Genomic DNA, 21,521 nt, shown 5'->3' on the forward strand with positions numbered 1-21,521 from the left:
TTCGGAGGATTTCCCCGCCTTTATCGTCAACCGCATTCTGCTGCCGATGATCAATGAGGCGATCTACACGCTCTACGAAGGCGTGGGCTCGGTCGACGCCATCGACACGGCGATGAAGCTCGGCGCCAACCACCCGATGGGGCCGCTGCAGCTCGCCGATTTCATCGGCCTCGACACCTGTCTTTCGGTCATGCAGGTGCTGCATGAGGGCCTGGCGGGTTCAAAATACCGCCCCTGCCCTGTGCTCGTGAAATATGTCGAAGCGGGCTGGCTCGGTAAAAAGACGCAGCGCGGCTTCTACGACTATCGCAGCGGCACGCCGATCCCGACGCGTTAACGCCTCAATGGCCGCCGGGGCCGGCGCTGCGCGCCGCCTCGAACAGGAACCACGTCCGCTTTTCGGTCTCGTCGAGGAAGGTTTCGAGAAGGCTCGCGGTGGCGATGTCTTCATTGTCGTCGCACACCTTATGGGCGTTGCGCAGCGACTCGGCCATCCCTTTGTTGTCGTCGAGCAATTCGCACAGCATGTCGTAAGGCGAAACGAATTCCTCGTCATTGTCCTTGATGCGGGACAGCTTGGCGATGTGTCCGATCGAGCGCAGCGTCGGTTGCCCGAGCTTGCGCACGCGTTCGGCAAGCGGGTCGACGGTCGCGTAGATCTGCGTCGCCTGCTCGTCGAGCAGCAAATGATAGTCGCGGAAATGCGGGCCGCTCATGTGCCAGTGGAAATTCTTCGTCTTGAGATAAAGCGAAAGGGCGTCGGCGACGAGCTTGTTGATCTCCGCGGCGACCTTCATCGTCGACTGTTTCTCAAGATCGGTCGGCGTATCCAGCGCCGCACGTTCGGTGTCGGGATTCATCGGCGTTTTTGTTTTCTGCATGTGCGGACCTCCTTGCGCCCTGGCTCCAGCAAGCTCGGGGTGTGCCGCTCATTAGCTAGATCGCGCGCCTTGGCGAACCAGATTAAAAAGAGAGCAGGGCGCGGAGCTTCAGCGGCGGCGGGAAGCGTCGCCTGTCTGGGGCGCCAAGAGGTCGGGGCGCCGGGCGCGGGTGAGCGCCAGCGCCTGCTCATGGCGCCATTTGGCGATCCTGGCGTGATCGCCCGAAAGCAGCACGTCAGGGATGTCGCGCCCCTCGAAGTCGCGGGGCCGTGTGTAATGCGGATATTCGAGGAGCCCTGACTCAAAGCTTTCCTCGACGCCCGACGCTTCTTCGCCCATCACGCCGGGAATGAGCCGCACGCAGGCGTCGATGAGCGCCAGCGCCGCGATCTCGCCTCCCGAAAGCACGAAATCGCCGATCGAGATTTCTTCGAGCCCGCGGGCGTCGATAATGCGCTCGTCGACGCCTTCGAACCGGGCGCAAAGAATGATCGCGCCGGGGCCTTGGGCGAGGTCGCGCGCGCGCGCCTGCGTCAGCGGCGCCCCACGGGGACTCATCAGCAGGCGTGGGCGCGGATCATCCTTGGGCGCGGCGGCGTCGATCGCCGCCGCCAACACGTCGGCGCGCATCACCATGCCCGGGCCGCCGCCGGCCGGCGTGTCGTCGACGGCGCGATGGCGGCCGAGCCCATGCTCGCGGATCTGCCTGGCCTCCAGCTCCCAAACGCCCCGCGCGAGCGCGTCGCCCGCAAGCGACAGCCCGAGCGGGCCGGGGAACATTTCGGGGAAAAGGGTGAGGATCGTCGCGCGCCACATGGGCGGGTTATGGCACGCCTGCGGCTGCGGGAGAAAGGGCGATCGGATATGCTGTTCTCATAGCGGAGATTTGCTGAAATGAATTTTTTGAGACTCGATGTCAGAGGCCCGATTTGGAAATATCCCGGCCCCGGCGGCTGGTATTTTATCTCTCTCGACGGCGAGGAGTCCAAAAGGCTGAAAGAAGAGCGCAGAATCAATCGCACCGGCTTCGGCTATGTGCCGGTCACTGTGACGCTCGGCTCCAGCGCCTGGGAGACGACCTTGTTTCCATCGAAGGAGGGTCCCTATCTGCTCGCGATAAAGGCGAGCGTGCGGGCCAAGGAGCGGGTCGGAGTCGGCGACGAGGTTGTGGCAAAATGCCTCGTCAGGCTCTCTGATCCTCGCCTGGACGCCTTTCCGTAGGTCAGTCGGCCGGGCCTTCAACTTCCGCCGGCGGCTCGACGACGACCCGACCGCCCGCAACGTCGACGATCGGAACCACCGCCTTGGTGAACGGCAGCAGGATGGTTTCGCCGTGCAGCGGTCGGATTTCGAGAATATCCCCAGCGCCAAAATTGCGCACGGCGACGACGACGCCCATCACTTCGCCCTCCGCCGTTTCGGCGCGAAGGCCAATGAGGTCGGCGATATAGAATTCTTCTTCTTCCGGCGGGGAGAGCGCTTCTCGCGGAATATAGAGTTCGACGCGGCTCAGGGCCTCGGCGCCGGCGCGGTCGTCGACGCCCTCGACTTGCGCGACGAGCATGTCCTTGCCCTGCGGGCGCACGGCGCGCAGCCTGAAATGGCGCGACCCGCTTTTGTCGGTGAGGCCGTCATAGGTTGCGATCGCCAGCGGATCGCTCGTGAAGCTCTGCAGCCTGATGTCGCCGCGCACGCCATGCGGCGCCCCGAAGCGGCCGAGGAGGAGGAGGTTCTTTTCCCTGGCGCGCTCCGTCATTTGATTTCCTCATCCTGAGGAGCGAGCGAAGCTCGCGTCTCGAAGGACGAGGAAATCGCATAGGACTCCGCCGCCCTCGTGCTTCGAGACGGCTCCTTCGGAGCCTCCTCAGCATGAGGGCGCCTACTACCCGCGATTATAGGCGTCTTCGAAGCGGACGATATCGTCTTCGCCAAGATAGGAGCCGGTCTGCACTTCGATCAGCTCCAGATCAATCTTGCCGGGATTGGTCAGGCGGTGCTTGCTGCCGATCGGCAGATAGATCGACTCGTTTTCGTGGACGAGATGGATTTCCTCGTCGCGGCCGACCTCCGCCGTGCCGCGCACGACGATCCAATGTTCGGCGCGGTGGAAATGCTTCTGCAGCGACAGGCGTTGGCCCGGCTTCACCACGATGCGCTTCACCTGATAGCGCTGGCCTTCGTCGATCCCTTGATAATAGCCCCACGGCCGAAAAATGCGCTTGTGCTCTCCCGCTTCGCGCCGGTTTTCGCTGCGCAGCTGCTCGACGAGCTGTTTGACCTGATCGCCATGCTCATGGCTGAGCACCAGCACGGCGTCCTGCGTCGTCACGACGATGATGTCGTCGACGCCGACGACAGTGGTCAGCGTGTCCTCGGAGCGCACATGGACGTTGCGGGCGTTCATGACGACGCCTTGGCCGCGCACCGAATTACCGTTTGCGTCGCGGTCCGACAATTCCCAGACGGCGCGCCAAGTGCCGACGTCGGACCAGCCGATGTCGGCCGGAATCAGCGCCGCTTTGTCGGTCTTCTCCATCACGGCGTAGTCGATCGATTTCTTCGGCGCGTGCGCGAAGGCCTCGGCGTTCAGAATCATGAAGCCGAGGTCCTGGCGGGCCGCTTCGATCGCCGCTTCGGCGGCGGCGAAAATGCCGGGCTCGAATTGCGCAATCTCCGACTGCATGACGTCGGCGCGAAAGATGAAGTTGCCGCTGTTCCAGAAATAGCCGGCGTCGACATAGTCCTGCGCCGTTGCGCGGTCCGGCTTTTCGACGAAAGCGTCGAGCTTGTAGACCTCGCAACACGACTCGAGCGGCGCGCCGGGGCGCAGATAGCCGTATCCCGTCGCGGGGCCGTCGGGCTTGACGCCAAGCGTGACGATATAGCCCTGGGCCGCCGCGGCGCTCGCTCGCTTGCACAGATCGACGAGGCCCGCCGTGTCGCGAACGACATGGTCGGCGGCGAGCACGACGACGACTGTGTCGGGCGCGCGGCGCGCGGCGAGGCCCGCCGCGACGGCGACCGCCGGACCCGAGTCGCGGCGCGACGGCTCCAGCACGACGTCCGCCTGCGCGCCGATCTCGCGCAACTGGTCGGCGATGAGGAAGCGGTAGTCGAAGTTGGAGACGACGATCGGCCGCTCGAACGCCGGGTCGGCCAGCATCGCCATCGTCGTCTGGAAGGTGGAGCGCTCGCCAATGAGCGGAATAAACTGCTTGGGAAGCGTCTCGCGCGACTCGGGCCACACCCGCGTCCCCGATCCGCCACACATAATAACGGGCAATATCTTCTTCATAAGCCCCTCTCGCACTCGGCCGCGCCCGCCCCCGGGCAGCAATAATTGTCCGCCCCACTATTGGCAATACGATGGCGAAGCTGAGGGCAGAAGCGCAACCGCCGCTATTTGCCCTTCTTCTCAAGTTCGGCCTTGAGCGCCGCAAGCTTGGCGAAAGGCGAATCCGGATCGGGCTGGCGCTCGCGCCGTTCCGGCGCGGCGAATCCTCCAGGGCGACGGGGGCGGGCGTCGTCGCGCGGCGGACGGCCCTCGAAGCGCGGCTTTCCAGCTGGACGCCCCTCCTTGCCCGGAGCGTTGCCGGGCCGCTGGTCGCGGCGCGGCGGCCGCTGCTGCTTGTTGTCCTCAGCGCCCTGACCGGGCGCCTGCCGATGCGCGCCGGCCTCGCGGGGGCGCGGACCGGAATGCACGTGGCGCTGCGGACGCCAGATCTCGATGGAGTCCGGCTCGGTCGGCGCGGCTTTGGCCGGCGCAGCCTCCGAGGCGGGTTCTTCCTGCGCTTCAGTCGCCGTCGCCTCTTCTTCGCGCGTCTCTGCGCCTTCTTCCCCGGCGACGGACGCCGGCGCCTCTGTCGTCGGGCCTTCATCGGCGGCAGGCGCCTCGACCGGGGAGTCCTGCGTGTCGGCCGGTTGCGGCGCGACAGCCGGCTCCGCTTCCGCCGCGGCCGGCGCCTCGGCGGCGGCGCTTTCGGCCTGAATATCCTCGCTCGCGGCTTCCGCTGGCTTGGCCGCGGACTTTGGCGTCACAGGCTCCATCGCCGCCGCCGGCACGATCGCAACGGTAATGGCCGGTCCTGGACGCTGCGTCGAAGCATAGCCGAGCGACTTCAGGATCGAGGAAAAAGCCTCGCCGGAACAGCCCGTGAGCGAGGTCATCGCGACGGTGACGACGAAGCCGTCGGCGTCGGCCGCGCCGGGCGGCGGCTCGCCCGCGGTGAGCCCCGGGCGGTAGGCGATCGCGGGCCGAATGAGATCGGCGAGACGTTCAAGAATATCGACGCGAACGACGCGCTCGCCGCAGACTCGAAAACCGGCGGCGCGATAAAAACCTTTCGGGATCGATGCGTCGGCGGCGAAGGAGGTGCGTCCAGAGGCCGCCAGATGCGGCACTTCCTCAAGCCCCCTTACGTTCTCGAGACCGCCGTGATGCAGGGCCCAAAGCAGCGCCGAAAGCGCGCGCGGCGCCGGCTTGAGAAGCGCGGGCGCATAGATGTGATAGGCCCCGAATCGCACGCCGAGCTTGCGCAGCGCGGCGCGGTCCTCCTGGGAGAACGCCTTCACGTCCTTGGCGACGCGCGCGCGGTCGAGCACGCCCAATTCTTCGGCGAGCTGGAAGGCGACGCCGCGCGTCACCCCTTCCAAACCTTCGCCCTTCTCCAGCTGCTCGAGCGGCCCGAGCAGCTTCTTGACATGTTGCGCGAGCCAGAGGTCGAGGCGCTGCTTGACCTTCTCCAGCGCCGGTCCTGTCAGCTGCTCGTCGGCAAGCACGCGCGTCGTCGGCGTCAGCACGCCGGCGCCAGAGGCGATTTTCCCCACAGGTTCGCCGAGCCAGCGAATCAGGCCGTCATTGCCGAGCGCAAAAGCGTCGTCGACCGCGTCGAAGACGCGGGTCGCCCGCGCCTCGAATTCTCCAGCGAGCGCCTTCTGCGCCGCCGCGTTCAACGTCTTGGCCGCTTCGCCTGCCGCGCCGGGATCCGGCGTGAAGCGAAATCCCTGGAGGCTTCCGACATGCTGGCCTTCGACCAGAACGTCGCCGGCGGCGTTGATTTCGGCTTCAAGCATCGCATTCTCTCTTAAGCGGCGCGCCAGCACGCTGGTGCGGCGGTCGACGAAACGCTGCGTCAGTCTGTCGTGCAACGCGTCGGATATGCTGTCCTCTACCCGACGCGCGACGCTCTGCCAATGCTGAGAGTCGTCGAGCCAGCCGGAACGGTTGGCGATAAAACTTGCGGTACGCACTTGCGCGAGTCGATTCGACAGCGTCGCGATGTCGCCGTCGATGCGGTCCACCGCTTCGATCTGCCGCGCCATCCAGTCCTCGGGGATCTTGCCGCGCCGGGCGATGAACGCGAATATGGCCAGCGCGAGCTCGGCGTGCGCGGCAGGCGAGGTCTTGCGGTAATCGGGGATTTGGCAGGCTTCCCAGAGCCGCGCGACATCGGCTGTCGTCTTGGCGTTGCGGCGCGCGATTTCGTCATGACTCGCGGCTTCAAGCGCCCTCTGATCGTCTGCGACCCGGGCGCGCACCAGATCCGGATGCGCCGGAACCTGGTCGAGAGAATGCATCAGCGCGTCGATCGAAGAAAAATCGAGGGCGCTGCTGCGCCATTGCAGCGTCTTCACCGGATCGAAGCGGTGATCCTGTAAAGCGTCGATCAATTCCTCGTCGAAGGGCGGGCAGCGGCCGGTCGCGCCAAAAAAGCCGTCGCTCATATGGCGCCCCGCTCTGCCGGCGATCTGCCCGAATTCCGCCGGCGTCAGCCTGCGATGGCGCAATCCGTCGAATTTGCGATCGGACGCGAAGGCGACATGGTCGACGTCGAGATTGAGCCCCATGCCGATGGCGTCCGTCGCGACAATGTAATCGACGTCGCCGCCCTGATAGAGCTCGATCTGTGCGTTGCGCGTGCGCGGCGACAACACGCCGAGCACGACGGCCGCCCCGCCGCGCTGGCGCTTGATCAGTTCCGCGATCGCGTAAACCTCTTCGGCGGAAAAGGCGACGATGGCGCTGCGCGGCGGCAGCCTCGAGATCTTCTTGTCGCCGGCGAAGGAAAGCTTTGAAAGCCTCGGGCGGGTAAAGATCGGCGCGCCGGGATAGAGTTCTGTAACGAGCGGCGCCATCGTCGCGGCGCCGATCAGGAGAGTCTCCTGGCGTCCGCGCCAGTGGAGTAGACGGTCGGTGAAAATGTGGCCGCGGTCGAGATCGGCGGCGAGCTGGATCTCGTCGATCGCGACGAAATCCGCCTGGACGTCGCGCGGCATGGCTTCCACCGTCGCGACCCAATAGGCCGGCGCGCGGGGCTTGATCTTTTCCTCGCCGGTGACGAGCGCGACATTGTCCGCGCCAACGCGTTCGGCGACGCGATTATAAACCTCACGAGCGAGCAGGCGCAGAGGCAGCCCAATGACGCCGGAGGGAAAGGACAACATACGCTCGATGGCGTGATGCGTCTTGCCGGTGTTGGTGGGGCCGAGCACCGCCGCCACGCCCCTGTCAAACGGCCTTGCGCGGGGGGCGGCGCGGCTCGCCGGGTAAGACGGCGCGACTGTCATGTTCTTCTTTGCTGCCTGACGCGCGCCGCGGCGCGCCTTCGTTTCATATCGAAACTTCGAGCAGGGCGCGACTTTACCTTCTGAACAGCCTGGGAACGAATCGCGCCCGAATCGCTGACTCTCGCCGAGTCACGCTCTGTTCCAACAATATATGGACGCGCGGCCAAATCGAAACGCCAGAACTTGCGAGAACGGCCCATCGATGGCGTCGCGCGCGCTTTTGGCGAAAAGGCCGCCGGCGGACTCTTTTCGGCGCTTCTGTCAACGGCCAAGATTAGGCGGTTCGGCGCCTTGCGGTTAAGCTTTGGGATCAACCGGGAACGCAGCAGGCACGAATCAGCGTTCGATCTCGGTTGGCGTTGCGTTCCGGCGAATTTGCGCGACCCTCGAGCGCCTCATCCGCTGCGTCGACATGAGGAACGCGGCGCAAACGAACATGAACGGTTAACGCCGCGTCCTTCTCTGGGACGCCTGGACGAGGCGGCGCGGCGTTCGCGCGCGTGGCCTCTCGACGTTGCGACGGCTTTGCGCGGCGCGCCTCTATGCGTAATTGGTAAACGCCAAGGTCGATTCGCGTATTTGGCGAGACTCTAAAAGCGGAGCGAACCGATGATGCGCGACCGGGAATACCGAGGCCGGAGGAGGCCGCCGCATTGGGCAAGGCGCGGCCGAACGCAAACGAACAGGCGGGCCGCAATCGCTCGCGCTGAGAAAGCTCCCCGGAAGGGCTGGAGCGGGTGAAGGGAATCGAACCCTCGTATTCAGCTTGGAAGGCTGCTGCTCTACCATTGAGCTACACCCGCGTGAGGGTGATTCTATGCCAATCTGCGCGGCGCTTTGCAATGGGCGCGCAGACAATGCATTTCCCATTTGACAGCGACGCGGGACGCCACTAACCGGAGCGCCCACACAGTCTCTCAATACAGGCGGGGCGTTGCCACGCTGCTTCTCGAGGACCAATCGATCGTGGCAAAACCCGAACTCGGCGCCAAACGCCAATGTCAGTCCTGCGGGACGAAGTTTTACGACTTTAACAAGGACCCGATCGCCTGCCCGAAATGCGGCGCGGTTTATCAGATTGTGGCGCTGACGCGAGCGGCGGCGCGCGCGCAACAAGAAGAAGAGAGCGAACTCGAAAAGGAGAACCCTGAAACGGTGTCGCTCGAAGAAGTCGAGGAGACGGAGACCGTAGCGGAATCGATCGATGTCGAAGATGATGTGGAGATCGAGGGAGACGACGCCGAAGACGACACTTTCCTCGAGGAGGAAGAGTCCGACGACGATGTCGCCGGATTGATCGACGGCGACATTGAAACTGACGAAGAGACCTGAACCGTCGGGGCGTCACTGACCTGGCGCGACAGCGCGCGCCGCGGCGTTCAGGTCAATTGGAGAAGGCGGCCGTTTGGCCGCCTTTTATTTGCCGCGACGCCGGCGCTGCTGGCCGAGCCCCATCTGCTTGGCGAGATTAGACCGCGCCTTGGCGTAGTTGGGCGCAACCATCGGATAGTCGGCCGGAAGGCCCCACTTCTCGCGATAGTCTTCGGGCGACAGCCCATATTGCGTCCGCAGATGACGCTTCAGCGACTTGAACTTCTTCCCGTCCTCAAGGCAGATGATGTAATCATTGGTCACCGAACGCTTGACCGGAATCGCCGGTTTCGGCGGCTCGGCGGGCGCCGCCGCGGAGCCCACGCCAACGCGCAACAGGGCGCTGTAGACTTCGCTGATAAGCCCAGGCAACTCTCCGGCGGGAACGGAGTTGTTGCTCACATAGGCGGAGACGATGTCAGCCGCGAGTTCAATGTTGTTGGCTTGATTCATCGGATTGCTCACCACTTCCTGTTGAGACGGACGCCGCCCCCGCCGCCCTTGATCAATGCTTTGTTGCATAGAATCATTGCCCAGCCGTTACTTGTTGACTGACTAACAGAATAGTGCGACTGCATCAAGAAATATTATGCACTATTGGCGCCGCCCAATTCTGCATAGTTGATCAATCAGAATTTCGCGCTTTACGGCCGTGACGGCCTCATGTTTTCTTTTTTTCGTCTTTTTTTCTCCGCGAAAAAGCGCTGGTTTGGCGCAGCCAACAGCGGAGGCGCGGCCATATGACTGACTTCAGAGCCATTCGCATCGACAAGGACAGTGACGGCCAACACGCCGATTACGTCGTCATGCGTGAGCGCGACCTGATGGAGGGTGATGTCGACGTTGACGTCGCTTTCTCGGCGATCAACTACAAGGACGGTCTCGCCGTCGCCGGCAAGGGACCGGTGGTGCGTCGCTTTCCAATGATCCCCGGCGTCGATCTCGCGGGTCGCGTCACGCGCTCCGCGCATCCGGAATTTGCATCAGGCGACATTGTGGTTGCGACGGCGTGCGGCCTGGGCGAAGCGCATTATGGAGGCTTTGCGGAAAAGGCGCGGCTATCGGGCGATTGGCTCGCGAAACTGCCGCCGCCGCTGACGCCGGCGCGCGCCATGGCGGTTGGCACCGCGGGACTGACCGCCATGTTCTGCATGCTTGCGCTGGAGCGCCATGGCGCCCGGGCCGAGGACGGGCTCGCGGTGGTGACGGGCGCGACGGGAGGCGTCGGCTCTTTCGCCGTCGCATTGCTCGCCAAGGCTGGCTGGCGCGTGGCCGCCGTCACCGGACATGCGAGCGAAGACGCCTATCTCAAACGCCTGGGCGCGTCCGAAATCATCGGCCGCGACGAATTGTCCGCTCCAGGAAAGCCGCTGCAAAAGCAGCGCTTCGCCGTTGGCGTCGACACTGTCGGCGGCGTCGCTCTCGCCAATCTTCTTGCGCAGACGCGCTTCGATGGCGCCGTCGCCGCCTGCGGCAATGTCGCCGGCATGGAGCTTCCGGCGACTGTCGCGCCTTTCATTCTGCGCGGCGTCTCGCTGCTCGGCGTCGAAAGCGTGCGCCCGCGCATCGGGCTGCGGCGGGCGGCATGGGCCCGAATTGCGCAGGATCTCGATCCCTCCACAATCGACGCCATGAGCGAAATCATTTCCTTCGATGCAGCGCTGGATCGAGCCCGCTCGATCGTTGGAGGAAAAATTCGCGGACGCGTCGTCATCGACATGGGTCTGCATCTTCCGCTCTAAGATGCGGATTGATAGGGTCGTCGCGCGCAAACGACGAGGACCGCCCGTGTCGCGACCGCCTCTACCGCCCTTCACGCTCGAAACCGCCACGCAGAAACCTCGGCCTTTGAGCCGCCAAGCTAAGCCTTCGTAAGCGCGCGCGAATCGTCGCATTTCGGCGTCAATTTCTCGACAAGCGCGCCCGTCTCGGCTCTAATGCCCATGACGGCCCGCTTGGGCCGATTATTTTTGTTAAGGACGCTCGCCGCATCGGCGCGGCGAACCAAAGGTCAAAAGCGCATGAGTTCGGCTTTTACGAAAGAACAGGACGACGACAATCCGCGTGAGGATCTGCCTGACCGGCCCGTCAGTCCGCATCGCAATCTGGTCACGCCCGAGGGCCTCGAACAGATTGAAGCCGAGCTTGCGCGCCTGCAGAAGGAAATCGAACGCGCGACGGCGAGTGAAGACAATCACGCGCTCGCGCTGGCGCAACGCGATCTGCGCTATTGGTCGGCGCGTCGCGCCAGCGCCGAGGTCATCCGCGCGATCGCCGATCATTCGCATGTGCGGTTCGGCCATTGCGTCGTCGTCGAACTCGAGGACGGCGAACGCCGCAGTTTCCGGCTCGTCGGCGAAGACGAAGCCGATCCGACGAAGGGGCTCATTCCTTATGTCGCGCCGCTCGCCAAGGCGCTGATGGGCAAGTCCGTCGGCGACAAGGCGGAGGTCATCCACCACAGCGCGCGAATCGTGGAGATCGGTTAGCGCCCTGCTCTTGCGCGGCGCGGTTCTCTCAGTTGACGATCAGGCGGCGTTCCTGACCGCCTTCGTCGGCTTCGCTGGCGCCGTCTTGGCCGCGCTGGCCGTTTTTTTCAATCGGCGCTTGATCGAGGCCCAAAGCTCCCGCATCTCCTCCGCCGCGACGCCGTCGGGATTATATTCGCCGACCCCGCGCCCAAGCCGCGCCGCTTCCTGGTAATCGACGCGCGACGAAACGAGCGGCGCGAGAAGACCGCCCATCGCCTGCAGCGCCTTGGCGCCGAGTTCGACGCGCGCGCTCTGTTGCGCGGGCGGACATTGGTTGAGCAGAAAGGCGTAATCCTTGCCTTTCTCCTTCACGCGCATGCGCGTGATTTCCGACGCCCAGAGATCGAAGGCGTTGGGACGCGCCGGAATGACGCAAAGATCGGCGGCGCGCACGGCCGCCGAAAAATAGTCGCCCTCCTGGCCCGGCGCATCAATAATGGCGAGCGTCACGCCCTTTGCGGCGAGCGCGGCAAGCGCCTTACTCAGCTTCGCCGGCGGCACGTGTTCGACGGCGATGTCCGCGGCGCCGCGCGCGCGCGACCAATTGACGAGGGTTTGCAGCGGGTCGAGATCGATGATGAACACGCGTTCCCCAGCCTGGCGCGCGGCGACGGCGACGCTGCTGGCGAGCGTGCTCTTGCCGGCGCCGCCCTTCTGGGTGACGAAAGCGATTTTGCGCATGTGCGACGGTCCAGTGTTTGGTTGATGTCGACGCTTTGCACGCGAAGCTTAACGAATGAGATCCCAGCCCCGAATTCATTCACGGAATCGTAATACTTGCGGCAAGGTTAATCGGCGGTTAACGGCTCCGCTTCAGTAGTCGAGAATCCGATCAGGACAGTCTTCGATGCTGCGATGACTATCATCAAACTCGGGGGCCGGGAGCGTCCGAGCCATCCACGGCGCGCGTTCCGCCACGTTTGCGGCGCGCTTCCCTTTTCTTCGGCTCCAGAGATTCTCCCAAGCAAGCCGCCTCGCTATGTTAATCAGTGACCATGTCCGATCTGTTCCAAGCCGCGAAGCTCGAAAACGACGCGCCGCGTCCGCTCGCCGACAGGCTGCGGCCGACGCGTCTCGATGAGGTGGCGGGACAGGATCATCTGCTCGGACCCGAGGGCGCGCTGACGCGGCTCGTCCGCGCCGGCGCGCTCGGCTCGCTCATCTTCTGGGGTCCGCCCGGCACCGGCAAAACCACGGTCGCGCGGCTTCTCGCGCATGAAACCAAGCTCGCCTTCGTACAGATTTCGGCGATCTTTTCCGGCGTCGCGGATTTGAAGAAGACGTTCGAGGCGGCGCGCGCCAGACGCGCCGCCGGCCAGGGGACCTTGCTCTTCGTCGACGAGATTCACCGCTTCAATCGCGCGCAGCAGGATTCCTTCCTGCCGGTGATGGAGGACGGCACGATCACGCTCATCGGCGCAACGACCGAAAACCCATCCTTCGAGCTCAACGCCGCGCTGCTCTCACGCGCGCGCGTGATGACCTTCAAGGCGCTCGACGAAGCGGCGATCGAACAGCTGCTCAAACGCGCCGAAAACGCCGAAGGCAAGCCGCTGCCGCTCGAACCCGACGCGCGCGCCGCGCTTGTCGGCATGGCCGATGGCGATGGCCGCGCGGCGTTGACGCTCGCCGAGGAAATCTGGCGCGCCGCGAAGCCCGGCGAGATCTTCGATCGGACGGGACTCGTCGACATCGTGCAGCGCCGCGCGCCGATCTACGACAAGGCGCAGGAAGGCCATTACAATCTCATCAGCGCCTTGCACAAATGCGTCCGCGGTTCGGACCCCGACGCCGCGCTCTACTATCTCGCGCGCATGCTCGCCGCCGGAGAAGATCCGCTGTTTCTCGCACGCCGCATCGTGCGCATGGCGGTCGAAGACATCGGCCTGGCCGATCCGCAAGCGCTCGTCGTCGCCAACGCCGCCAAGGACGCCTATGATTTCCTCGGCAGCCCCGAGGGCGAACTCGCGCTGGCGCAGGCCGTCATCTATGTGGCGACCGCGCCCAAATCCAACGCGGCCTATGTCGCCTTCAAGCGCGCGCAGCGCGTCGCGGAGGAGAAGGGCTCGCTGATGCCGCCCAAGGTCATCCTCAACGCGCCAACGAAAATGATGCGCGACGAGGGCTATGGCGCGAACTACGACTATGATCACGATTCGCCCGAGGCCTTCTCGGGCCAGAACTACTGGCCTGATTCGCTCTCGCGGCAGAAGTTCTACAGACCGGTCGAGCGCGGGTTTGAGCGCGAGATCGCCAAGCGCATCGACTATTGGGATCGACTGCGCAAAGAGCGCGGCGATTCATAAGTGTGGTTGTGGCCGGGCTTTTCGTTTTAAAAACTGCGGCAAGTGCAAAAGAGCCGCGAACCGCCGCATGGACCGGGTCAGCCAACTCCTTTAAAGAAAGATGAATCAACGCCGGACGCCAGATATCCCCCCACTTGCGCCGCGGCGGCCAATGGCTCGAGCGGCGCGCCAATGCTACGCCCTTCAGACCGCTCGTGACGGAGCTGACTTCGCGATCATGACCCGTTATAGGTCCGTTCTGGTTCTTGCCGTTCTCGCGAGCCTGGCGATTGGCGCCGCGCTGCCGTCGCTCTTCAGCGCCATGCGCAGCCGCGTCGCGCCTGACCGCCAAAGCGAGGCGATCCAGCCCGAGTCCGCCGACGGCGAAGTCCGGCTTTCCGCCGCTCAGATCGAAGCCTCCAAGATCGCGACGGCGGCGGTCGGCGCTGGCGTCATTACGCGCCGGATCACGGCGCCTGCCGCCATCAAACCCGATCCGGACAAAATCGCGCGCGTCGCCGCCAAGGTCGCAGGCGTCGTCGAAGAACTGCGCAAGCGGCTCGGCGACAATGTCGTGCGCGGCGAAACCATCGCGATCATCGACTCGCGCGAAGTGGCGGAGGCGAAGAGCGAATACCTCGCGGCGCTGGCGAATTTCGATCTTCAGAACGTGCTCTTTCAGCGCGAAAAAGGTCTCTTTGAAAAGAAAATCACCGCCGAACAACTGTTCCTGAAAGCCAAAGCGGTGTTCATGGAAGCGAAAGTCAAGCTCGATCTGGCGCGGCAGAAACTCGCCGCGCTCGACATGAGCGAGCAGGAAATCGCCGCCCTGCCCTCGCAGCCGATCGCCGATCTTCGCCGCAAGGAGATTCGCGCCCCAATCTCCGGGCGCGTCATCGAGCGTATGGTCAGCATCGGGCAGCCGGTTGGCGGCGAAGGCCAAGCGAAGGAACTCTATGTCATCTCCGATCTCTCGGTCGTCGAGGCCGAGATCGCGGTGCCCGCCGCCGATCTTGGTCTTCTGCGCGACGGACAGGAGGTGCGGATTCAAAACGCCGAAGGGCGCGTCTTCGAAGGCAAGATCACTTACGTGAACGCGATGATCACGAAGGAAACGCGCACTGGAAACGTCCGTGCGCGCTTCGCCAGTCCGGATTTCTCGCTGCGTCCCGGCAGCCTCTTGGAGGCAGAAATTTCCCTCAAAGAGGCGCGGGTGAAGCTCAAAATTCCGCGCTCGGCGGTGATGATCATCGACGGCAAGCCCAACGTCTTCGTTCGCACGCCAGAGGGCTTTACCAAGCGCGACGTCGAACTTGGACGGGGAGACGATAACTCGGTTGAAGTCGTCTCTGGACTGCAGCAGGGAGAGCAGATCGCCGTCTCCAATGTCTTTCTGCTGAAGGCGGAGCTCGGCAAGCAGAACATTCCGGAGGAATGATGCGCGGCGGCGGCTTTCCTTCCTCGATATCATGGACGACGCTTCGATTCCGCCCCCAAACTACCGCCTTGAGCGCTAGCGACCGCCGATGATCAAGAATCTCATCGCCTTCTCGGTCCGAAGCCGTTGGCTCGTGGTGTTGTTGACGGCGCTCGTCGTCCCGCTTGGCGTCTGGTCGCTGATGCGATTGCCGATCGACGCGGTGCCGGACATCACGAACAATCAGGTGCAGATCAACGCTTTCGCGCCGGCGCTTTCGGCCTTCGAGATCGAGAAACAGGTCACCTATCCGATCGAGAACGCCATCGCAGGAATTCCGGGGCTCGAATATACCCGTTCGCTTTCGCGCAACGGCTTCGCGCAGGTCACCGCCGTCTTCGCCGATGGCGTCGACATTTATTTCGCGCGCCAGCAGGTCGGCGAACGCCTGACGCTCGCCAAGGAGATTTTTCCGCCTGGCGTCGAATCGCATATGGGCCCGGTCGCTACGGGCCTTTCCGAAATCTACATGTGGTCGGTCGACTACGCCCCGCGAGTTCGCGAGAAACCGGCGCCAGACGGGAAGCCCGGCTGGCAGCGCAACGGCGATTATCTCACGCCGGAAGGGCAGAGGCTGCGCAACTTACTCGAACGCACCGCCTATCTGCGCACCGTGCAGGATTGGATCATCAAGCCGCAGTTGCGCACCGTGCCGGGAGTCGCCGGCGTCGACTCGCTTGGCGGCTACATTAAGGAATATCACGTTCAGCCAGACCCAGCGAAGATCTTCGCTCTCGGACTGTCTTTCGCCGATCTCGCCGGCATTATCGAACGCAACAATATCAGCCGGGGCGCGGGGTATGTCGAACGCAACGGCGAGGGTCTCGTCGTGCGCAGCCCGGGACGGCTCGAGTCGATCGATGACATCGCCAAAGTCGTCGTATCGACGCGCGGCGGCACGCCGGTGCGACTCGAAGACATCGCGGAGGTGGGCGTCGGACGCGAGCTGCGCATGGGCAGCGCCAGCATGAATGGCGAAGAGGTGGTGATCGGCACCGCGCTGATGCTGATCGGCGCCAACAGTCGCGAAGTCTCGAGCGCCGTCAATGCGAAGATGGACGAGATCCGCCGGCTGCTGCCGCCCGGCGTTGAAGTGCGCACGATCTTGAACCGCACCGTGCTCGTCAACGCCACGATCACCACCGTCGCCATGAATCTCGTCGAGGGCGCGGCGCTCGTCATCCTCGTGCTCTTCGTCATGCTCGGCAATTTCCGCGCGGCGCTCGTGACGGCGATGGTCATACCGCTGACGATGCTGCTGCTTGGCGTCGGCATGCATATTGGAAAGATCAGCGCCAATCTGATGAGTCTCGGCGCGCTCGATTTCGGATTGATCGCCGACGGCGCGATCATCGTCACCGAGAACTGCTTGCGTCGCCTGACGCAGCGTCAGAACGCCCTGGGCCGCACGCTGACGCTGGAGGAACGGCTGACGACCGTCATCGACTCGGCGGTCGAGATGCGGCGGCCGACGGTCTACGGCCAGGCGATCATCATTCTCGTCTATGTGCCAATTCTGACCTTTTCCGGAGTCGAAGGAAAGATGTTCCATCCGATGGCGATGACCGTCATCATGGCGCTCGCTTCGGAATTCGTTCTGTCGCTAACATTCTTTCCGGCGATGATCGCCATCGCGCTTTCTGGCCGCGTGCGCGAATCCGAAAACATCGTCGTCGAAGGGCTCAAGCGCGCCTATGAGCCGATGTTGAAATGGGCGATGGCCGCGCCTTTGAAGCCGATCGCGCTCGGCGCGGGCGCCTTCATTCTTGCGGCGGGTCTCTATCTGACGTTGGGCGAAGAGTTCGTTCCGACGCTCGACGAAAAAAACCTCGCCATGCAGGCGAATCGCATCCCGAGCGCGTCGCTGACGCAGGCGCAGGCGATGCAATTCGACATCGAACGCGCGCTACTCAGCTTCCCAGAGGTCGACTACGTCTTCTCCAAAACCGGCACGGCCGAGATCGCAACCGATCCGATGCCGCCGAACCTGACCGATACTTTTATTATGCTGAAGCCGCGCGACAAATGGCCCGACGCAGGCCTCGACAAGGCGGCGCTGATCGAGAAAATGGAGGCGCGGCTCGCGCAACTGCCAGGCAACGCCTATGAGTTCTCGCAGCCCATTCAACTGCGCTTCAATGAACTGCTCGCCGGCGTGCGCGGCGACATCGCCGTAAAAGTGTTCGGCGAAAATTTTGACGTTCTGTTGAAAGCGGCCAATCAGATCGCCGGCGTTCTCAATACGGTCAAAGGCGCGAGCGATGTAAAGGTCGAACAGGTGGTTGGCCTCCCGATCCTCGACATCGCCGTCGATAAGGGCGCGATCGCGCGCCTTGGCCTCAGCGTCGCCGCGGTGCAGGACGTGATCGGCGCGGCGATCGGCGGACAAAGAGCTGGAGTGGTCTTCGAGGGCGACCGCCGTTTCCCCATCGTCGTTCGTCTGCGGGATAATTTGCGCGAGGACGCGCAGGCTTTGGAGTCGATTCCGGTCGCGCTTCCCTCGGCGGCGGGCAATACGCCGGTCGTGCTGCTGAAGCAGGTGGCGAAATTCTCCATCCTGGACGGCCAGAACCAGATATCGCGGGAAAATGGCCATCGCCGCGTCGTGGTCAGCGCCAATGTGCGTGGGCGCGACATTGCGTCGGTGGTCGAAGAAGCGCGCGCAAAGATCGAGAAAAAGGTGATCCTGCCGCCCGGCTACTGGATTGCATGGGGCGGGCAATTCGAAAATCTCGCGGCGGCCCGGGCGCGTTTGATGATCGTCGTGCCGGCCTGCTTCTTCTTGATCTTTCTGCTGCTCTACTCGGCGCTCGGCGCGACGCGCGACGCGCTGCTGGTGTTCACTGCGGTGCCGCTGGCGCTATCGGGCGGCGTCGCCGCGCTGTGGCTGCGCGGCATGCCCATGTCCGTCTCGGCCGCCGTCGGCTTCATCGCGCTCTCTGGCGTCGCTGTGCTCAACGGCCTCGTCATGCGCACCTATATTTCGCAGTTGATCGCAGGCGACATGCCCGAGCGCCAGGCGATCTTCAAAGGCGCGATGACGCGGCTGCGCCCTGTCGTGATGACGGCCCTCGTCGCGTCGCTCGGCTTCCTGCCGATGGCGCTTGCGACGGGCACCGGCGCCGAAGTGCAAAAGCCGATCGCGACGGTCGTCATCGGCGGCCTGATCAGCGCCACGGCGCTGACTCTTGTGGTCCTGCCCGCCCTATACGCATTCTTCTGTCGTTCGCCAGAGTCGACTACCGTGCAGCAAAGCGGAGGTTGACCGGTGAGCATGCGCGGCGTCGCCTCGGTCCTGATCTGCTTCATTCTGAGCGGCGGCGCGACGCAGGCGGAAACCTTGATGGGCGCGATGCGTCGCGCCTATAACGCCAATCCGCAGCTCAACGCCGGCAGAGCCGAGCTGCGCGCCATCGACGAAAGAGTGCCGCAGGCGGAGGCCGGCATGCGGCCGCGCGTTTCGGGCGACGGCTACCTCGGCGTGCAGCGCAATCGGCTTGTCACGAAGCAGCGCGACGTCAATGTCAACGACCCGACCGATACCTCGGTCACGAAGAACATCCAAAACGGCGACAGCCTTCCCCGCTCCGCCCATCTGACATTCGAACAGCCGATATTCGACGGGTTCAAGACACAAAACCAAACGCGCGCGGCGGAGTCGGGGGTCTTCGCCGGACGCGAGCGGCTGCGCCTCACCGAACAGCGCATATTATTCGACGCCGTCACCGCCTATATGAATGTCTTGCGCGACACGGCGGCGCTCAAACTTCAGGAAAGCAATGTCGCCGTCCTGAAGGAGCAATTGCGCCAGACGCGGGAGCGCTATCAGTACGGACAGATCACCTTGACGGATGTCGCGCAGGTCGAGGCGCGGCTCGCGGGCGGCAAGTCTCTCGCCGGCGCCGCGCGCGCCACGCTTGACGCCAGCATCGGCGTCTATCGCAAGACGGTCGGCGTCGAGCCGACGAAGCTCGCGCCGGGCGCGCCAATCGACCGATTGCTGCCGAAGTCGCGCGAAGAAGCGGAACGCATCGCGCAACACGAACACCCGTTCATTCTCGCCGCCCTTCACGAGGCCGACGTCGCCGATCTCGACATCAAGGCGCTCGAAGCCGACTTCATGCCCAAACTGTCGATCGTCGGCGACGTTTTTACGCAGACCGATATTTCCGGCATCGGCAACCGCAACGTTGGCGCGAAAGTCCTTGGACATCTCAGCGTGCCGATTTACGAGGGCGGCCTGACATCCTCCCGGGTGCGGCAGGCGAAGGAAACCGCCGGGCAGCGACGGTTCGACGCCGACGTTGCGCGCGCCGAAGTTCTCTCGCTGGTGCGCGCCTATTGGGGCGCGCTGCAGGCGGCGAAAACTCAGATATCGGCAGCGCAAACGCAAATCGCCGCGGCCGAGCGCGCGCTTTACGGCATTAGAGAAGAAGCCAAGGCCGGTCAGCGGACGACGCTCGAAATTCTTATCGCGCAGCAAGAGCTGCTCTACGCCCGCATCGCGCTCGTCTTCGCGCAGCGCGACCGCGTCGTCGCCTCCTATGCCATGCTCTCTTCGCTCGGGCGGCTTTCTTCGGGCTGGCTCGGTCTTACGCCCGGCGGCTATGATCCGGCGATCCACTTCGAGCAGGTGAAGGATCTCTGGGGCGACCCGACCACGCCCGACCGCTAGAGGTTCAGAAAAAGTTGACATATTTTTTCGATGAGAACCTGCTCCAGCATTTTGATTTTGAGCGATTCCTTATCGATCACAGATTCCATGTGATCGGGAAGCGCTCTAAGATTTGAGACGCGCCGCGATGCTGCGATAAGATGCTATAGTTTAAAAAAGACGCGCCGCCGGGCGCGAAATCATAAAGGGCGAGGGAGAGGACATCATGCGAGGCGCTTTCATCACTTTCGCCGTTGCGATGCTGCTAGCGTTGCTTTCGGCGATCCCGGCAAATGCTTTTTGCATGTTCGGCTGCAATCCAACCGAAGCGCATGCGCGGCAGATTTTCGAGAACTTGCTGAAGCAGCGCGTCGACAAGCCGTTCAAGATCGTTGAGTTCAAACAGACGATGGCCGAGCGTCTCGAGATGCACGCCACCGGAGAAAAGGGCTACGAGATCTTCTTCAATGCGCGGGTCGAGTTCCCGGAAGGCGCGAATCTCGAATGCAAGCCCGAGGACGGAAAATTTCCCGAAGGCTGTTCGTCGAGCAGTCATTATGTGACTGCGCCGCGCAGTTCCGATCCAGCGGGCAAGCAATATATCGCGCCTGGGTCGACGGTTCTGTTCGACGAGGAATATCGCTTTTATGAAGCGGGCAGCGGCTGGAAAGGCCCAGACGGCAACGTCTATACGGCGGACTGACCAAAAAAACGGGCGCGCAGTGAATGCGCGCCCCGTCTCAACCGATCTCGCTCGCGAGGCTCGGCGTTTTTACTCCTTGGTGTTCTGCGGGCAGCCGCAGGCGGCGTCACAGGCCTTCTTATTGGCGAGGACTTCACCCTGGTTGGCGCCATAATTCATCTTGCGCGCGAGGTACTCGTCGTCGCATTTTTCAGCGCATTTAGCCTGCTTGTCTTCGTCCGCTTTGTGGACGTCGCAATCCGCGAATGCCGGGCTGATCATGCCGGCGACCAGGAGAGCCGCCGTCATAATGGCGTATTTATTCATTTGGTGGTTTCCTTCACTTGCCCGTTGGGCGTCTAGACTGCGCTTGCGCTCGACCCCTCCCGCCATGGAACAGCAACGGCGTCACATAACGCAATAAGCGGCCGGACGATGTCGTATGTGGCCGCCCATGTCAATTGCGCGTCACGGGCGCGAGGGCTTGAGCCGCTTCGTCGTCGGGCGGCGCGGTTCACGAAAAGCCTATTGTTTCCGTATTCTTGATGAACACGAAGACGCGGCGCGACAGCCGACTTTCGTATGATCGGCGCAATGCGAAAAAGGGCGCGCGATCACGCGCGCGCCCTTACGTGTCGGGCTCAGACTGATGCCGAGTCTTAAAGGCCCTTCGAGTTCTCCGGGCAACCGCACTTGTCGTCGCACGCTTTCTTGGCGGACTTGATCTTGCTCATGTCCGCCGTCCAGCCCTGCTGGTCCTTGAGATAGGCGTCCTCGCACTTGCTGGCGCAAACGGCCTGATCGTCCTCGGCATGCGTGTCGCAGCTGATGCGCGTCGCCTGGTTCGGAGCGCGCAGACCGACGCCGGCGTCGAAGGCGAACGACGGCGCGGTCGTCGCCAGGAACAGGGCGGCGACGGCCGTAAGGGCGTATTTATTCATATGTTGATTTCCTCTTCTTCGCGTCGTGAGTTTTTTGTTTTTGTAGAGCGCTGCGTTGAAGACATTGAGATCCGCAACGGCTCGAATTCAACGCAAAGCGCCGGCAACGCTGTCGGAGGACTCTCTTTGAGT

At 63.4% G+C, this 21,521-nt stretch carries 19 protein-coding genes and 1 tRNA gene; 10 read left to right on the forward strand and 10 right to left on the reverse strand.

All coding sequences use genetic code 11. The features are described from left to right. The coding region (locus ACR65W_RS02565; protein WP_434502254.1) for a 3-hydroxyacyl-CoA dehydrogenase family protein at positions 1-337 on the forward strand (337 nt) is incomplete at its 5' end. Between the two features lie 4 nt (positions 338-341). Here ACR65W_RS02565 and ACR65W_RS02570 read toward each other — a convergent pair. Next, positions 342-881: a Dps family protein gene (locus ACR65W_RS02570; protein ID WP_434502256.1), complete on the reverse strand. Its 540-nt coding sequence runs from the start codon at positions 879-881 to the stop codon at positions 342-344. 108 nt (positions 882-989) lie between these two features. Continuing rightward, on the reverse strand, positions 990-1,697 hold the full coding sequence (trmD, locus tag ACR65W_RS02575; protein WP_434502258.1) for a tRNA (guanosine(37)-N1)-methyltransferase TrmD: 708 nt from the start codon (positions 1,695-1,697) through the stop codon (positions 990-992). A 78-nt stretch (positions 1,698-1,775) separates the two neighbouring features. On the opposite strand from trmD, the gene ACR65W_RS02580 reads away from it, so the two are divergent. Beyond that, complete coding sequence (locus ACR65W_RS02580) at positions 1,776-2,102, forward strand: DUF1905 domain-containing protein (protein WP_434502260.1); 327 nt, start codon at positions 1,776-1,778, stop codon at positions 2,100-2,102. 1 nt (position 2,103) lies between these two features. Here ACR65W_RS02580 and rimM read toward each other — a convergent pair whose 3' ends face one another. The 4 genes from rimM to ACR65W_RS02600 form a co-directional block, all read right to left on the reverse strand. Next, positions 2,104-2,637: a ribosome maturation factor RimM gene (gene rimM, locus ACR65W_RS02585; protein ID WP_434502262.1), complete on the reverse strand. Its 534-nt coding sequence runs from the start codon at positions 2,635-2,637 to the stop codon at positions 2,104-2,106. A gap of 126 nt (positions 2,638-2,763) precedes the next feature. Continuing rightward, the gene (locus ACR65W_RS02590) at positions 2,764-4,176 is read right to left on the reverse strand and encodes a mannose-1-phosphate guanylyltransferase/mannose-6-phosphate isomerase (RefSeq protein WP_434499600.1); all 1,413 of its coding nucleotides are present in this window, start codon (positions 4,174-4,176) and stop codon (positions 2,764-2,766) included. A 104-nt stretch (positions 4,177-4,280) separates the two neighbouring features. Beyond that, positions 4,281-7,448, reverse strand: a complete 3,168-nt coding sequence (locus ACR65W_RS02595) for a helicase-related protein (RefSeq protein ID WP_434499599.1) — start codon at positions 7,446-7,448, stop codon at positions 4,281-4,283. Between the two features lie 729 nt (positions 7,449-8,177). Further along, positions 8,178-8,251 (reverse strand) — tRNA-Gly (locus ACR65W_RS02600). A gap of 163 nt (positions 8,252-8,414) precedes the next feature. On the opposite strand from ACR65W_RS02600, the gene ACR65W_RS02605 reads away from it, so the two are divergent. Beyond that, complete coding sequence (locus ACR65W_RS02605) at positions 8,415-8,780, forward strand: TIGR02300 family protein (RefSeq protein ID WP_434499598.1); 366 nt, start codon at positions 8,415-8,417, stop codon at positions 8,778-8,780. Between the two features lie 84 nt (positions 8,781-8,864). Here the strand turns inward: ACR65W_RS02605 and ACR65W_RS02610 are convergent, their stop codons facing one another. Continuing rightward, positions 8,865-9,272, reverse strand: a complete 408-nt coding sequence (locus tag ACR65W_RS02610; protein WP_196400156.1) for a MucR family transcriptional regulator — start codon at positions 9,270-9,272, stop codon at positions 8,865-8,867. A 287-nt stretch (positions 9,273-9,559) separates the two neighbouring features. On the opposite strand from ACR65W_RS02610, the gene ACR65W_RS02615 reads away from it, so the two are divergent. Together ACR65W_RS02615 and greA are read left to right on the forward strand one after the other, a co-directional pair. Further along, positions 9,560-10,561 (forward strand): MDR family oxidoreductase, encoded by a 1,002-nt coding sequence (locus tag ACR65W_RS02615; RefSeq protein WP_434499597.1) that lies wholly within the window; start codon positions 9,560-9,562, stop codon positions 10,559-10,561. A gap of 279 nt (positions 10,562-10,840) precedes the next feature. Further along, positions 10,841-11,308 (forward strand): transcription elongation factor GreA, encoded by a 468-nt coding sequence (gene greA / locus ACR65W_RS02620; RefSeq protein WP_434499596.1) that lies wholly within the window; start codon positions 10,841-10,843, stop codon positions 11,306-11,308. Positions 11,309-11,347: 39 nt separating this feature from the next. On the opposite strand, the gene ACR65W_RS02625 is transcribed toward greA, so the two are convergent. Then, positions 11,348-12,031 carry an AAA family ATPase gene (locus tag ACR65W_RS02625; RefSeq protein ID WP_434499595.1) on the reverse strand — a complete coding sequence of 228 codons (684 nt, stop codon included), beginning with the start codon at positions 12,029-12,031 and terminating at the stop codon, positions 11,348-11,350. Between the two features lie 314 nt (positions 12,032-12,345). On the opposite strand from ACR65W_RS02625, the gene ACR65W_RS02630 reads away from it, so the two are divergent. The 5 genes from ACR65W_RS02630 to ACR65W_RS02650 all read left to right on the forward strand — a co-directional run bounded on the left by ACR65W_RS02630 (position 12,346) and on the right by ACR65W_RS02650 (position 20,469). Next, entirely contained in the window at positions 12,346-13,656 is a 1,311-nt protein-coding gene (locus ACR65W_RS02630) for a replication-associated recombination protein A (protein WP_434499594.1), read from the forward strand. Between the two features lie 217 nt (positions 13,657-13,873). Further along, positions 13,874-15,073: an efflux RND transporter periplasmic adaptor subunit gene (locus ACR65W_RS02635; protein ID WP_434499593.1), complete on the forward strand. Its 1,200-nt coding sequence runs from the start codon at positions 13,874-13,876 to the stop codon at positions 15,071-15,073. A gap of 88 nt (positions 15,074-15,161) precedes the next feature. Next, positions 15,162-18,377, forward strand: coding sequence for an efflux RND transporter permease subunit (locus tag ACR65W_RS02640; protein WP_434499592.1), 3,216 nt, complete (start codon positions 15,162-15,164; stop codon positions 18,375-18,377). 9 nt (positions 18,378-18,386) lie between these two features. Further along, a complete protein-coding gene (locus ACR65W_RS02645; RefSeq protein ID WP_434499704.1) occupies positions 18,387-19,787 on the forward strand; it encodes a TolC family outer membrane protein in 1,401 nt (466 codons plus the stop codon). 205 nt (positions 19,788-19,992) lie between these two features. Further along, positions 19,993-20,469 (forward strand): hypothetical protein, encoded by a 477-nt coding sequence (locus tag ACR65W_RS02650; protein WP_434499591.1) that lies wholly within the window; start codon positions 19,993-19,995, stop codon positions 20,467-20,469. Positions 20,470-20,538: 69 nt separating this feature from the next. Here ACR65W_RS02650 and ACR65W_RS02655 read toward each other — a convergent pair whose 3' ends face one another. Together ACR65W_RS02655 and ACR65W_RS02660 are read right to left on the reverse strand one after the other, a co-directional pair. Further along, a complete protein-coding gene (locus tag ACR65W_RS02655) occupies positions 20,539-20,775 on the reverse strand; it encodes a hypothetical protein (protein ID WP_434499590.1) in 237 nt (78 codons plus the stop codon). Positions 20,776-21,107: 332 nt separating this feature from the next. Beyond that, a complete protein-coding gene (locus tag ACR65W_RS02660) occupies positions 21,108-21,389 on the reverse strand; it encodes a hypothetical protein (protein ID WP_175093836.1) in 282 nt (93 codons plus the stop codon). Between the last annotated feature and the right edge of the window lie 132 nt (positions 21,390-21,521).

Source organism: Methylocystis sp., from assembly GCF_051062815.1.
GTDB lineage: Bacteria > Pseudomonadota > Alphaproteobacteria > Rhizobiales > Beijerinckiaceae > Methylocystis.

Excerpts from the sequence above, each read along its gene's own strand:
- ACR65W_RS02570 (WP_434502256.1), bottom strand. The coding sequence starts at position 881 with ATGCAGAAAACAAAAACGCCGATGAATCCCGACACCGAACGTGCGGCG.
- trmD (WP_434502258.1), bottom strand. The coding sequence starts at position 1,697 with ATGTGGCGCGCGACGATCCTCACCCTTTTCCCCGAAATGTTCCCCGGC.
- ACR65W_RS02580 (WP_434502260.1), top strand. The coding sequence starts at position 1,776 with ATGAATTTTTTGAGACTCGATGTCAGAGGCCCGATTTGGAAATATCCC.
- rimM (WP_434502262.1), bottom strand. The coding sequence starts at position 2,637 with ATGACGGAGCGCGCCAGGGAAAAGAACCTCCTCCTCCTCGGCCGCTTC.
- ACR65W_RS02590 (WP_434499600.1), bottom strand. The coding sequence starts at position 4,176 with ATGAAGAAGATATTGCCCGTTATTATGTGTGGCGGATCGGGGACGCGG.
- ACR65W_RS02595 (WP_434499599.1), bottom strand. The coding sequence starts at position 7,448 with ATGACAGTCGCGCCGTCTTACCCGGCGAGCCGCGCCGCCCCCCGCGCA.
- ACR65W_RS02610 (WP_196400156.1), bottom strand. The coding sequence starts at position 9,272 with ATGAATCAAGCCAACAACATTGAACTCGCGGCTGACATCGTCTCCGCC.
- ACR65W_RS02615 (WP_434499597.1), top strand. The coding sequence starts at position 9,560 with ATGACTGACTTCAGAGCCATTCGCATCGACAAGGACAGTGACGGCCAA.
- greA (WP_434499596.1), top strand. The coding sequence starts at position 10,841 with ATGAGTTCGGCTTTTACGAAAGAACAGGACGACGACAATCCGCGTGAG.
- ACR65W_RS02625 (WP_434499595.1), bottom strand. The coding sequence starts at position 12,031 with ATGCGCAAAATCGCTTTCGTCACCCAGAAGGGCGGCGCCGGCAAGAGC.
- ACR65W_RS02630 (WP_434499594.1), top strand. The coding sequence starts at position 12,346 with ATGTCCGATCTGTTCCAAGCCGCGAAGCTCGAAAACGACGCGCCGCGT.
- ACR65W_RS02635 (WP_434499593.1), top strand. The coding sequence starts at position 13,874 with ATGACCCGTTATAGGTCCGTTCTGGTTCTTGCCGTTCTCGCGAGCCTG.
- ACR65W_RS02640 (WP_434499592.1), top strand. The coding sequence starts at position 15,162 with ATGATCAAGAATCTCATCGCCTTCTCGGTCCGAAGCCGTTGGCTCGTG.
- ACR65W_RS02645 (WP_434499704.1), top strand. The coding sequence starts at position 18,387 with ATGCGCGGCGTCGCCTCGGTCCTGATCTGCTTCATTCTGAGCGGCGGC.
- ACR65W_RS02650 (WP_434499591.1), top strand. The coding sequence starts at position 19,993 with ATGCGAGGCGCTTTCATCACTTTCGCCGTTGCGATGCTGCTAGCGTTG.
- ACR65W_RS02655 (WP_434499590.1), bottom strand. The coding sequence starts at position 20,775 with ATGAATAAATACGCCATTATGACGGCGGCTCTCCTGGTCGCCGGCATG.
- ACR65W_RS02660 (WP_175093836.1), bottom strand. The coding sequence starts at position 21,389 with ATGAATAAATACGCCCTTACGGCCGTCGCCGCCCTGTTCCTGGCGACG.